Origin of the sequence: Tessaracoccus massiliensis, assembly GCF_000826065.2 — a bacterium.
Taxonomy (GTDB): Bacteria; Actinomycetota; Actinomycetes; order Propionibacteriales; family Propionibacteriaceae; genus Arachnia; species Arachnia massiliensis_A.
Map to the genome: position 1 here is coordinate 487,142 of NZ_LN623542.1, position 13,368 is coordinate 500,509.

The following is a 13,368-nucleotide window of genomic DNA, read 5'->3' on the forward strand; positions in this document are numbered from 1 at the left end:
CGCTCATTTTGGCTGAGCGTTTCGGGGAGACCCTCGGTTCGGACGCTTAACCGGTTTAGATTCGGGTCGCAAGCGCTTTGCCCTCTTCAAGGACGAAAGGACAGCCATGAGACGTCTACTGGCGGCGACCGCCGCCCTCGCTCTCGCAGTGTCAACGGCGGTGCCTGCGTTGGCCGCAGATTCCATCGCCCCCATCAACGAACAGGAGCTGGCCTCGGCCCAGCCCCGCTTCTCCGGCTACCGGTTGCAGGAGATCCGCGACTGGTCCCCGGAGACCGATCCGTACGCCGAGTTCATGCGCGCCGAGATCCCGCTCCAGGAGCGCAACGCCCCCCTGGCCGCCACGCAGGCGGATCCGTCGCTCGACGGCAGGGCCGAGGTCATGTTGATGCAGGGCGACTACGGCAACGCCTTCTTCGACACCCCCATGGTCAACAACGACTTCTCCAACAACACGCTGAACTTCTGGCAGTACGTGGACTACTTCAGCCCGTGGCACGGGGCCGCGACGGCGAGCACGCCGTCGTCGCTGTACGACCCGGCCACCAGCGACTGGCGCAACCGCGGCTTCGAGTTCGGCATCGTCAACATCCCCAACCCCGCCTACACGAACGCGGCGCACCGCAACGGCGTCAAGTCGATCGCGACGATCTACTTCGACCCGGCGTTCCGCCCCGGCCTCACGTTCAAGGAGTCGTTCGAGAAGAACCCCGAATCCGACGGCTACATCATCGCCGAGCAGTTGATGGCGATGGCGGACTACTACGGCTACGACGGCTACTTCCTCAACCAGGAGGAGGGCGGCGACGATTCGGAGTTCAAGCCGTTCATGGCCCACCTGACCGAGCAGGGCTATTACACGCAGTGGTACGACACGAACTCGACCTTCAACGCATCGAAGATGGAGTGGCTGAAGGACTCGACGCACGGCCAGATCCACGATTCCGTGTTCGTGAACTACGGCTGGCCCTACTACGTCGACAGCGCGCTCGCCTTCGCCGAGGCCAACGGCGTCGACCCGTACACCGAGACGTTCTTCGGCGTGGAGGCCAACCAGGGCAAGTTCAACGGCGGGCATGGCTCCGCGCGCGACCTGCCTCGCCTCTACGAGCCCGGCACGACCAACCCGCGCGCGGCGGTGGCGCTGTTCACGCCGTCGGACTACTACCAGCGCGGGCTGGACGACGACGTGAAGATCCCGGCGCTGACCACCGAGCTGCCGCTGATGCAGCAGCCCGAGTTCCAGTGGATGATCGCCGAGCGCGAGCGGATGTACTTCTCCGGCGTGCTCACTGACCCGCAGCGCACCGGCAAGCAGGCCGGCCACGCCCGCGCCGACGTCGGCCTCACCGACGCCTCCGGCTGGGTGGGTGTGGCGGACTTCACGCCCGAACGCTCCGTGATCAACGGCACGCAGTTCTCCTCCACGTTCAACACCGGCCGCGGCATGCAGTACTTCGACGCTGGCGCCGTCTCCAACCCGGGCGAGTGGACCGACATCAACACCCAGTCGCTGCTGCCGAGCTGGCAGTGGTGGATCGACACCACCGGCACCCGCCCCGGGGTCGACTTCGACTACGGCCCCGCCGAGGAGCGCCTCGACACCGCAGGCAACCCCGTCGAACTGCCCTACACGCAGGTCGGCGCCTGGCGCGGCGGCTCCTCCCTGGTGGTGCACGGCGAGCTGACCGCCGACGCCACGCTGCGGCTGTTCAAGACCGATCTCGCCGTCGGAGCCGACAGCGACCTGCAGGTCACGTTCAAGAAGACCTCTGCCGACGACGCGCAGCTGAAGGCCGCGCTCATCTTCGCCGACGCCCCCGAGACCGTGGTCACCGTCGACGTGCCGGGCAGCGCCGCCGCGGGCGAGTGGCGCACCGAGCACCTGGATCTGTCGGCCTACGCGGGCCGGAAGCTGGCCACCATCGGCCTCCAGTTCGGCGCCGCCGCCGATTACCAGATCAACATCGGCGAGATCGCCGTGACCGACGGCGCCGCCGCCCCCGCTGCCCCCAGCGGCGTGCAGTTGCGCGATGTCTACGCCGACGGACAGGCCGTGGTGAAGTGGACCAAGGCCGCGTTCGACGCCGTCGACGGGTACGCCGTCGAGGCCGTCTACGGCGACCGCACCGAATGGGTGGCCGGCGGCTACACCGACATCGCCTACGTCAAGAACCTGGACACGGACGGGCTCGTGCGCATCGACGTGCGGGCCATCGGCAAGGACGGCCAGCTCTCCGAGGCCGCCTCCACGTCGTTCGACTTCGGCGCCCAGGTGGCAGACATCAAGGTCGTTGAGGCCAAGACCGCCTCCGGCCTGCTGACCCATGCCCGCGACGCCGGCGAGCTCGCCGTCACGTGGGACCCCGCCGGCGCGGCGGGCGGGAACTGCACGATCGACGTGCGGCTCGCCTTCGTCGCCGCCGACAACCCGGACAACAAGGACTACTCCATGACGGTTCCCTGCTCCGACGGCGCGGCCACCGTGCCGCTGCCCGTCGAAGAGGGATACGCCTACGACCTGACCATCACCCCCGAGGGCCGGGACCTCGGCGTGTCCTACCGCGGCCGCAGCCACGACTCCCACGCCGCTCCCATGCTGGAACGCGACCTGCGCCTCAGCGGCGGGCAACTGGTCATCGGCTCCCCCACCACGCTCGACTGGTGGAAGCTGAACGCGAAGTTCACCCCCACCGATGGTGCGGAACAGGCGCTGGTGAACGTCACCCGCGGCGACATCTCCAACCGCGGGCTGCAGAACCCCCGCACCCTGTCGGGAACCGACGGGATGCTCACCATCACGCTGACCGACTACTCCGGCAACGTGACAGTGCAGGAGATCGCCGTGGTGGACGGCGCGCTGCAGTTCACCCCGGTGGACCCGCAGCCGGGCCTCGACGGCGTGGGTCTGCCCGCCGTCGTCCCCGAGGTGCGCGAGTTCACCCCCGGCGACGGCGCGGACTTCTTCGTCACCGGCAGCACCCGCATCATCGTGGGCGACGAGTCGCTCACCGATGAGGCCAACCTGCTGGCCGACGAACTGGTCGCCGTCGACCTGGAACACAACCTGGGCCTGGGCGTCCGCCCCGAGGTCGTCACCGGCGTGACCCCCGCCCCCGGCGACATCGTCCTGAACGTGGGCTCGGTGGACACCGTGACCTCCGGCCAGGGCTACTCGCTGGTGGTCGACGGCCACGTCACCATCACCGGCCCCACCGATCAGGGCACGTTCTGCGGCACGCGCACGCTGCTGCAGTCGCTGGTCCTGGCGGGCGGCGCCGAGGCGGGCACCGTCCTCGACGAGCCCACCGTCGAGTTGCGCTCCCTGCACGTGGACGCTGCGCGCAAGTACTTCTCCCCCGAGTGGTTCAAGGACCAGTTCCGGCAGATGGCGTGGGTCAAGCTCAACCAACTGCAGTACCACTTCTCGGAGAACGAGGGCTTCCGCCTGGAATCCACCTCGCACCCGGAGATCGTCTCGTCGCAGTACATCACCAAGGATGAACTGGCCGAGTTGATCGCCTACGCGGCGCGCTACCACATCGAGATCGTGCCGGCGCTGGACGTGCCCGGGCACATGGCGCAGGCGCTGCGGGCACACCCCGAGTGGCGTGCGTCCACCACCAGCGAGGGCAGCAAGATCCTCGACTACTCCAAGCCCGAGGTGCGGCAGTTCGTCTTCGACCTGATCGACGAGTACGCGCCGTTGTTCCCCTCTTCGGCCTGGCACCTGGGCGGCGACGAGGTCTTCGCCCTCGACCAGGGCTCGGTGGAGGCCCGCTTCCCGAACCTCCACCAGTACGCCAAGGACAACGTCGGCGCGGACGCCACGATCATGGACGGCTACGTCCACTACATCAACACCGTCGCCGAGTACCTCAACGAGAAGGGCAAGGAGGACGTCCGCGCCTGGAACGACGCGGTCTACACCCCCGGCAGCAGCGTGGCGCTGAACTCCAACGTCGACATCGCGTACTGGACGAAGTGGCATCGCTCGATGCCCACGGTGCAGACGATCCTGGACAACGGGCATGACCTGATCAACTTCAACGACGCCTACTTCTACTACGTGCTGACCTACCCGGGTTGGGCGTACTCGACGAAGCCGACGGCGGACAAGATCTACAACGAGTGGACGCCGGGCCGTTTCCCGAGCATCTCGTCCACGCAGCAGCAGATCATCGCCAACGATCATGACCAACTGCTGGGCGCCTCGTTCGCCATCTGGGCCGACAAGCCCGAGGTGGAGACGGAGCAGCAGGTGGCCTCGGGCATCAAGTACCTGCTGCGGGCCATGGCGAGCCGCTCCTGGAACGCCGGTTCGACGGCGACCTACGCCGAGTGGAATCAGCGCGCCACCGCCATCGGTGACGCCCCGGAGCCCACCATCCCGGTGGCGCCTGAGCTGACGGCGTCGCTGACGGTGGACCCGTCGGGCGAGGTGGCCCCCGGCACCGAGCAGGCCTGGACGCTGGACGTGCCCAACGCGGGCGCCTCCGAGGCACAGGCTGAGGTGTCGGTGGATCTGGCCGAGCTCGCCGCGGTTGCCGATCTCGGCACCGCCACGGCCGTCCTGCTCGACGGCGAGGGCAAACCCGTGGGCGAACCCGGCAGCAACGTGGCAAGGGGTGCGGCGGTACGCGCCTCCGGCCAGGAAGTGGCCGGCCAGTGGGGCCCGGACCAGGCCATCGACGGCGACCGCACCACGCGGTTCTCGTCCAACGAGTCCGACAACGCCTGGATCGACCTGCGGCTGGCTGAGCCCACCGTCGTCGACCACGTGACCATTCACTGGGAGCTTGCTGCGGCACGTTACAAGCTGCAGACCTCGGCCGACGGCGTGACGTGGACTGACGCCACCGATGAACTCCGTGGCGCCGTGGGCGGCACGTCACGGGTGGAGCTGAACCCGACCGGGCCCGTGCAGTGGATCCGCATGCAGGCGCTGCAGCGCTCCGCTGCCGAGAACGGCGGCCTCTACGGCGTCTCGCTGTACGAGTTCGAGGTGTGGACCGGCGCCGAATCCGGCGTCGACCTGCCTGCGGCTGAGTTCGACGGCACGACGCTGACGTGGGCGGGCCCGATCCCGGCCGGCCACACGCTGCGCCTCGAGTGGGGCTCCACCATCAAGGCCGACGCGGTTGCGGGGACCGAGTTCACCGTGACCGCGACGGTGGACGCGCCGTTCTTCCCAGGCGTCGCCACCGACGAGGTGACCGGCACGGTCGCCTCGGAGGATCCCGGGACGCCGGAGCCGACGGTTGACCCGACCGTCGGCCCCACGGTCGATCCGACCGTCGATCCTACGGACGAGCCCACGGTGGACCCGACCGTCGATCCCACGGTCGACCCGACAGATGAGCCCACCGTCGATCCGACAGATGAGCCTACGGTGGACCCGACCGTCGACCCCACGGACGAGCCCACGGTCGACCCCACGGTGGATCCGACTGATGAGCCGACGGACGCTCCCACCACAACCCCGCCGACGAAGCAGCCCACCGCGCCGGCCAAGCCGAAGTACGAGCGCACCGCCCCGTACACCCAGCCTGGCCTGCACAAGCTGCTCAACGCGCGCGACTGGTACACCGTCTGCGAGCCGTACTCGCAGACGGAGCGCTGCCGCACCGACATCTGGGCGACGGTCGTGGTCAAGGAGGAAGGCCGGTTCGTCCGGAAGGACGGGTGGACGTTCAACAACCTCACCTACCTGCCGTACATGACCCGCGCCGCCTGGGGCGCCAACCCGTTGGCGAACACGGGCGCGTGGACGGCGGAGACGGACGGGCGCCAGTGGCGCACCGAGTGCGACACCGCTCGCACCGGCCGCGACGGCTGCCGCTCGTACGCCAAGGTGACGGTCTACCTGGCCAGCGCGAGGCCCGAGGGTGGCTACATCTTCAGCCAGCGCGACGAATGGGTGTTCAACAACATCGTGATGTTCGGAGGCCCCGAACTCAGGTAGTCATGGCTGGTCCCTGAGCGTCGCCCTGCGAGCTTGCGAGCCTGGCGACGCTCAGGGACCAGCCAAGCGTGAAGGGGTGGCCGGGGTCGGGGGGACGCAAGTGCTTCTCCGGCACCACGCCCCACCCAGGTCCCTAGTTGCCCGACAACGGAGACCATCCAACACGCACCCCGACACCGGACACTCCGGAAACCACGCCGACAACGGTGTCGGCACTGAGCCCCGGCAGCAGAGGCGTTGAAGCCGAGGGTGGGGGATGAAGGACGCGAGTTTCGAGGCCACGCCGGGACGCGACAACCGAACGTCGCCGTCCATGCGCACGGGCAACACTCGCGTCCTTCTTCCCCCAGCCTCGGCGGCGCACCCCCGCAGTGGAACAGGCGCTGAACTGCCTGCGGCGTCTTAGCTGAAGGGTTTCGTACCGTAGTCGGTACCAAACCCTTCAGCTAAGCCAGACAGACACGCTGCGGGGGTTTCGACACTGCTCGTCGAACTCGCGGGCTCAACCAACGCGGTGTGCGACCGGCTCAACCAGCGTCAATGGCGGGCGCGACGCTCAGACCCCCGTGCCAAGCGTGAAGGGGTGGCCGGGGTCGGGGGGACGCAAGTGCTTCTCCGGCACCACGCCCCACCCAGGTCCCTAGTTGCCCGACAACGGAGACCACCCAACACGCACCCCGACACCGGACACTCCGGAAACCACGCCGACAACGGTGTCGGCACAGAGCCCCGGCAGCAGAGGCGTTGAAGCCGAGGGTGGGGGATGAAGGACGCGAGTTTCGAGGCCACGCCGGGACGCGACAACCGAACGTCGCCGTCCATGCTCATGGGTAACACTCGCGTCCTTCTTCCCCCAGCCTCGGCGCCACACACCCGCTGTGGAACACAGTGATAGACCGGCTGCGGGGGTTTCGACACGGTCGCGGTCCTCGCATCCGTCGACCAGACGCGCTGCTCGTTTACTTCGACCATTCGTTCGTTCCTCACGAATGGCTCAGCACGGCGCCTCGCAGGCGCCTGGCTCAGGACACGAGCTCGGACGCAACCGGCTCAACCAGCGCGGGGCACCCTCAGGGAGCGGTGCCGACGACGCTGAGCACCTCGTCGCGCAACTCAGCCAGGGTGGGCACCGGCTTCGGCGTGCCCCACAGGTGCTGGCTGAACGTCTGCATCCACTCCTGGAAGTTCTCCAGCACCTCGTCCTGGGTGAGGGCATCGGCGTTGTCTGCCCAGATGCTCAGGTGGGCGCCCAGCATGGGGTACTGGGCGGGGAGGTCGAAGTCTCCCGCGCTGCCGGCGGCGCCCATGAAGCGACGGGCGTGCCAGCGCTCGTAGATGCCCTGCGGATGCTTGTACGGACCGGTGCCCACGCCGTCGCTGGTGAGGATGAAGTACAGGTAGTCCCCGTTGGCGTTCATCACGTCGTAGCCCGCGTTGATGTAATCCAGCGCGGTGGGTTTGGACGTGTTCCAGCGGATCCACACGTCGAGTTGCGTGCGCTTGTCAATCTCCACGAGGCCCTGGCCCGGGTAGACGTCGTCGTTCCACTGGCGCACGGTCTTGCCCTTGGAGCGCACGAAGTCTCCGATCTCGTTCATGTACAGCACGTAGGCGTCGTGCAGGGTGGCGCTCTGGTTGTTCAACTGCGTGCGGGCCCAGCTGACCAGCTGCGGCGCGCGGGCGTCGGTGACGGCCGACTCGCCCCACATCTCCCACGGGGCGGGGAGGTATTCGTCGCCGCCGATGTGGACGATGTCGGTGTCGAACAGGTCGATCATCTCGCCCAGCAGCGCCTTGACGAACTCGCGCGCCTCGTCGATCGAGAAGTCGATCTTGCTGGTGGCCAGGTGCCCGTTGCTGAGGCGCAGCCGCCACTGCGGGTAGACGTCGAGGATGTGGCGGAAGTGGGCCGGCGAGTCGATGTCGAGGATGATCCTGACGCTGCGTTGCTTCGCGTAGGCGATGATGTCGCGCACCTCGTCCTGCGTGAGGTGCTGCTCCGAGACGATCTGCGGGAACAGTTTGGACTCGACGCGGAAGCCTTCGCTCTCGTTGATGTGCATCTGCAGCGTGTTGAGCTTCAGGTACGACATCTGGCGGATGAGCTTCTTGAGGGTCTCTGGCGAGTAGTACTTGCGCGCGCAGTCGATCATCACGGCCCGCTCGCCGTAAGCGGGGGCGTCGACGATGGCGGCGGACAGTTCGACGGAGCGCGGCCCGGCCGCGGAGCGCTGCGCGCCGCGTACCAACTGGAGCAGTGTCTGCGTACCCCAGTAGACCCCGGCGAGCCCGGTGCCGGTGATGGTGGTGGCCTTGTCGGTGACGAGAGTGTAGGCCTCCGGGTTGTCGCCAGTGCCGCCGAGCCGCAGCCCCACGTCGTGCGGGGTGGGCTGGCCGGCGCGCACCTGTGGACGGCGGAGGCCGGTGAGGGCGGCGAGGTCGTCGGCCAGAAGTTCGGCGGTGATGCGGAGGGCAGCGGCATCCTCCGCGGAGGCACCGTCGGTCACCGCGACGATCTTGGTGGCCGGCGTGATGCGCGCCTTCCGAGGGCCGGGGGCGAACTCGGCGACGGCGGGGAGCGTGGGCAGGCCTGCATCGAGCTGCGGCAGTGCAGCCCGGAGATCCGCGCGTGACATGCAGGTGGGGATGAAGGCGACCACCGGGATCGCGGCCATGGAGCCCATGACACTTCGTCGGGTGAAAGGCGTCTTTACCATGGTCCACCCTAGGCATGTAGAGCGCGGCCTGGCAAGGACTAAACCGTTATTGCTCAGACTGCTCAACCGGCGGTGCGGGCACATCGGTGGTGCGCTCATTGAGCTCGATCCAGGTGGTGTCGCAGCCCGGGCAGCGGTAGACGGGGGCGCCCTCCACCCGCTCGTCGGTCTCGACGGTGCCGCAGGCATCCTGACACGGCCAGGTGGTGAGGAATCGGGCGCTCATGGGCTCCCAGAGTACTCGCCGCTAGGATCGCCGGCATGGTGAGGGACGGCGGCACGGAGCGCGATCTCGCCGCGTTGCCCAAGGCACACCTTCACCTCCACTTCACCGGGTCGCTCAGCATCCCGGCGCTGGAGCGGCTCGCCGCCGCCCGCGACATGGAGCTACCCGCCAAGCTCGTCGACGGCGTCGCTCTCGACGTGCCCTACAACAAGCGCGGCTGGAACAGGTTCCAACACCTCTACGACGTGGCCCGCGCCGCAGTCCGGGGAGAGGACGCCCTGCGCACGGTGGTGCGCAACGCCGCCGCGGAAGACGCGGCTGAAGGGTCCCGGCGGCTGGAGCTCCAGGTGGACCCCACGTCGTACGCCTCCTCCGTGGGTGGGATCCAGGAGGCCCTCGAGATCGTGCTGGACGAAGCGAAGCTCGCCTCGTCGACCTCCGGGGTGCAGATCGGGGTCATCGTGGCCGCCTCCCGCGTGCGGCACCCGCTCGACGCCCGGACGCTGGCCAGGTTCGCCGCTCGGCGTGCGGGGCAGGGGCCGGGCGAGGTGTGCGGCTTCGGCCTGAACAACAACGAGCGGGAGGGCAGCACCGCCGAATGGGCGGGCGCCTTCCGGATCGCGCGGCGCGCCGGGCTGCCCGGCGTCCCGCATGGCGGTGAACTGCGCGGCGCCGCCCACCTCGAGGAGGTCGTCGAGCACCTGCAGCCCACGCGGATCGGGCACGGGGTGCGCGTCGTCGAGGATCCCGACCTGCTCAGCAGGATGGTGGACAAGGGCATCACCTTCGAGGTGTGCCCCGCGTCGAACGTGCAGTTGGGTGTGTTCCGGGAGCACGACGACGTACCGCTGGGCACGCTCCTCGACGCTGGCGCACGCGTGGCCCTGGGCGCCGACGACCCCCTGCTGTTCCTCTCGCGGCTGACCGATCAGTACGCCACCGCGCGCGAGGTGCACGGGCTCGACGACGCGGCACTCGCGGGGCTGGCGAAGTCGTCGATCGAGGCGAGCTTCGCCCCCGCCGAGGACAAGCGCCGCTGGCTCGCCGAGGTCGACGCCTGGCTCGCCGCCTGCCCCTCCCAAATCTAGATTTGGGGTCGTCCGCAACATCAAATCTTGATGTGGGGTCTCCCACTCTCCCACGGGCAAGAGAAGAGCCCCGGCCGAAGCCGGGGCTCTTCAGATGATGCGATCAGGCGATCACTGGGCGACGACCTCGAAGGGGACGTGCGCGGTGATTGCCTGGTGCAGCTTGACGGCGGCGGTGTGCTCGCCCACCGACTTGACCGGCTTCGGGAACGACACCGTGCGCTTGTCGACGGTGGGGCCACCGGCCTTCTTGATGGCGACGGCGAGCTCGTTCGTCGTGACGGAGCCGAACAGGGCGCCCTGCTCCGACGCGCGTGCGGTGACGGACACCTTCAGGTTTTCGAGCTGCTCGCGCAGTTCCTGCGCGTGCTCGACGCCGCGCACCTCGCGGGCGTCACGGGCGCGCTTGATGCCTTCGATCTGCTTCTCGTTGCCGCGGGTCCAGCGGATGGCCTTACCCGAGGGGAGGAGGAAGTTGCGGCCGTAGCCGTCCTTGACCTCGACGACGTCCCCGGCGATGCCGAGCTTGTCAACGGTGGCGGTCAGAATGAGCTTCATCATGTGTTCTCATCCCTCCTGATCAGCGTGCGGTCGACGCGTAGGGCAGCAGGGCAACCTCACGCGCGTTCTTGACGGCGAGGGCGACCTTGCGCTGGTCCTGGACGGAAAGCCCAGTGACGCGACGGGCGCGGATCTTGCCACGCTCAGAGATGAACTTCTTGAGCGTGTTGATGTCCTTGTAGTCGATGTTGGCGACGCGAGTCTTCTTCACCGGCATGATCTTTTTCTTGTTCACAGACTTGCGCTGTGGACCGGCCATTGTGGTGCTCTCTTTCTTAGAGTTGAAAGCCCGTCTTGCGACGGAATGTGCCAGCTAACCCGGGCGGGTTAGATAAGCGATGGATCAGAACGGGGGCTCTTCCGGCTGCGACTGCGCCCACGGGTCATTCCCGCCGCGGTTGCCGCCGCCGGTGTTACCGGAGCTGGCCCACGGATCGGCCTGCTGGCCGCCCTGCTGACCACCGCCGGCGTTGCCGCCGCCCTGGTTGCCCTGCCACTGGCCGCCACCGCCGCCGCCTCCACCGCTGGAGCGGTTGACGGTTGCGGTCGCGAAGCGCAGGGTGGGTCCGACGTCGTCGACATCGATTTCGAACACGGTGCGCTTGACGCCCTCACGGTCGTCGTAGGAGCGCGACTTCAGGCGGCCCTGCACGATGACCTGCATACCCTTGCGCAGGGTTTCGGCCACGTTCTCCGCGTACTGGCGCCACACCGAGCAGCTGAGGAACAGCGCCTCGCCGTCCTTCCACTCGTTCGACTGCCGGTCGAACACGCGGGGGGTCGATGCGATCCGGAAGTTGGCCACCGCTGCGCCGTTGGGCGTGAAGCGGAGCTCGGGATCTGCGGTGAGGTTGCCCACCACGGTGATCTGGGTTTCGCCTGCCATGTTTCTGATGCCTCCGATTGATTCGGACTTGAGGCGGCGCGGCATGGGCCGCGAGCCGCCTGGGGGTCTGAGTGAAATCTATCTGTCACCACCACTGTGGCCGGTGGGACCGACAATTTTCCCTCAGTTGGTTTTGCTGTGGATAACTCAGTCCTCGAGTCGCAGCACCTTGGTGCGCACGATCCGCTCGTCGATGGTCATCAGACGATCCATCTCAGCAACGGTCGCGGGCTCCGCGGTCACCTGCAGCACGGCGTAGATCGCCTCGGACTTCTTGTTGATGTCGTATGCGAGCCGGCGACGACCCCAGATGTCCTGGTTGTCGACGGTGCCACCACCCTTGGTGATGACTTCGAGATGCTTCTCGACCAGTGCGGGGACCTGACGCTCGTCGACGTCAGAGTCGATGAGCACCATAATCTCGTACTTGCGCATGCTTCAGCCCCACCTCCTTCGGACTAACGGCCACGGGTCGATCCCGTGGCAGGAGGGCATAACCGTCCCGGGGGACAGTCAAGTGGCCACACTACCGGGTGCGGGCGGCTCCACCCAAACCGACGGCCACGGGTCAGCGGCGACCGCGGTACGGCCCGGGCAACACGGGGTTGCCGTCCCTGGCCCAGGCCCGCAGCCCGCCGGCCAGCGATTCGGCGAGCAACCCCTGCTCGCGCAGCGTCGCGGCGGCGAAGGAGGAGCGCAGCCCGGTGTCACACATGACGACGATGGCAGCATCCCGCTCCGCGAGCGGGTCGTCGCCGTGGATGGCATCGAGCGGGTCCGCCGTCAGCGCCTTGATCTCGACGGGGCGCGCTCCGGGGGCGTGACCGGCCTCGTACTCCGCCTTGGTGCGCACGTCGATCAGCACCGCGCCCTTACTCAGCGCCATGAGCGTCTCATCGATGCTCAGGCCCTCGTCGGAGCGCTTCCCCAGGAAATCCAGCAAACCCATGCCTCTATTGTGGCCCAGCTAGAGAGGAATCAGCGCCGCGACCGCGTCTGGTCAGCAGGACTGCGTTCGGACGCAGGAGACGATCCTCGGTGTGACACGCCAGTCGTCGTTGTTCTGATTGCTGAACTGAGTTTTGCTGAAATTACTCGCATTACCAGCCTTCGTGACACGTGCGTGGGGGTAGGCCGTGAACTTGAGTTCGAGTTGCCCAGTTGTCACGCTACCGCACGGCACGTGGAACGTGATGTTCTCATTGGGGAACGACCGCCAGACTGCCGGCCGATTTGTCACAGGCCCTGAGCAGTTGACTGTGGGCTCAAACAGCTTGTGACCGGCGGTCTCCTGCGTGGCGCCCCTTAAGAGGATCTGCCGCTCGCCTCCCGCGGGGATCCACGCGACCTCCAGTGTGGTGTTGTTGGTCTCACACGTTTCGGGGGTCCCGGGGCCGGGCCAGTTGTACCCCTTGGCCGTCTGCAACCCGAGGTTGATCGTATACGTCATGCCGGGCTGGACCCTCAGTGGGGTGCGCGCATAGCCGTAGCCGAACGCTGGCCTCGGCCTCCCGGACCACCAGGCCCAGTCGATGATGGCCTCAAGCGTGGTGTCGTTATTGATCAGGCGGAAAGGCTTCTCGTTCACGTCCACGTCACTCCGCGTCCACCTTCCGATCCGGGGGACATCCAGGCAGGGTGCCGAGACGGCGAAGGCAGGGGCCGCCGAAGTCAAGGCGACGGCGGGGGCCGCCCACGCCGCGCCCTTGGCCACTGTGCGGCGTGAAATTTGGTGCCGGGGCGTGGCGGTCAATTGCTGTTCCATTTCGATATGTTCTTTCGCTCTGGACTACGTGTGGACGCAGCATAACCCGAGCGGGGACACAGACCAAGCCAGTTTGTCGAATCATTTGCAACAGTGTGTTGCGTTAATGTGTTTCTGCGAGTTGATTCGGGGGTAACACCATGTGGCTGGTGGAGGGCAT

General features: G+C 67.4%; 10 protein-coding genes. 2 read left to right on the top strand and 8 right to left on the bottom strand.

The window, feature by feature from the left end; all coding sequences use genetic code 11:
- The first annotated feature begins 106 nt into the window (after nt 1-106).
- Nucleotides 107-5,965, top strand: a complete 5,859-nt coding sequence (locus tag BN1186_RS15515; RefSeq protein ID WP_082031223.1) for a family 20 glycosylhydrolase — start codon at nt 107-109, stop codon at nt 5,963-5,965.
- A 1,070-nt stretch (nt 5,966-7,035) separates the two neighbouring features.
- Here the strand turns inward: BN1186_RS15515 and BN1186_RS09445 are convergent.
- Both BN1186_RS09445 and BN1186_RS15520 read right to left on the bottom strand, forming a co-directional pair.
- Complete coding sequence (locus BN1186_RS09445) at nt 7,036-8,682, bottom strand: beta-N-acetylhexosaminidase (RefSeq protein ID WP_180349053.1); 1,647 nt, start codon at nt 8,680-8,682, stop codon at nt 7,036-7,038.
- A gap of 46 nt (nt 8,683-8,728) precedes the next feature.
- On the bottom strand, nt 8,729-8,908 hold the full coding sequence (locus tag BN1186_RS15520) for a hypothetical protein (RefSeq protein WP_040283751.1): 180 nt from the start codon (nt 8,906-8,908) through the stop codon (nt 8,729-8,731).
- 35 nt (nt 8,909-8,943) lie between these two features.
- Between BN1186_RS15520 and BN1186_RS09450 the strand changes: the two genes are divergently transcribed.
- Complete coding sequence (locus BN1186_RS09450; protein WP_040283752.1) at nt 8,944-9,996, top strand: adenosine deaminase; 1,053 nt, start codon at nt 8,944-8,946, stop codon at nt 9,994-9,996.
- A gap of 111 nt (nt 9,997-10,107) precedes the next feature.
- Here BN1186_RS09450 and rplI read toward each other — a convergent pair whose 3' ends face one another.
- The 6 genes from rplI to BN1186_RS09480 all read right to left on the bottom strand — a co-directional run bounded on the left by rplI (nt 10,108) and on the right by BN1186_RS09480 (nt 13,208).
- Nucleotides 10,108-10,554, bottom strand: coding sequence for a 50S ribosomal protein L9 (rplI, locus tag BN1186_RS09455; protein WP_040284006.1), 447 nt, complete (start codon nt 10,552-10,554; stop codon nt 10,108-10,110).
- A gap of 22 nt (nt 10,555-10,576) precedes the next feature.
- Nucleotides 10,577-10,816, bottom strand: coding sequence for a 30S ribosomal protein S18 (rpsR, locus tag BN1186_RS09460; protein WP_040283753.1), 240 nt, complete (start codon nt 10,814-10,816; stop codon nt 10,577-10,579).
- 84 nt (nt 10,817-10,900) lie between these two features.
- Nucleotides 10,901-11,443 (bottom strand): single-stranded DNA-binding protein, encoded by a 543-nt coding sequence (locus BN1186_RS09465; RefSeq protein WP_040284007.1) that lies wholly within the window; start codon nt 11,441-11,443, stop codon nt 10,901-10,903.
- Nucleotides 11,444-11,590: 147 nt separating this feature from the next.
- Nucleotides 11,591-11,878, bottom strand: coding sequence for a 30S ribosomal protein S6 (gene rpsF / locus BN1186_RS09470; RefSeq protein ID WP_040283754.1), 288 nt, complete (start codon nt 11,876-11,878; stop codon nt 11,591-11,593).
- A gap of 133 nt (nt 11,879-12,011) precedes the next feature.
- Nucleotides 12,012-12,392 (bottom strand): rhodanese-like domain-containing protein, encoded by a 381-nt coding sequence (locus BN1186_RS09475; protein ID WP_040283755.1) that lies wholly within the window; start codon nt 12,390-12,392, stop codon nt 12,012-12,014.
- A 51-nt stretch (nt 12,393-12,443) separates the two neighbouring features.
- Complete coding sequence (locus BN1186_RS09480) at nt 12,444-13,208, bottom strand: hypothetical protein (protein WP_040283756.1); 765 nt, start codon at nt 13,206-13,208, stop codon at nt 12,444-12,446.
- Nucleotides 13,209-13,368 lie beyond the last annotated feature (160 nt).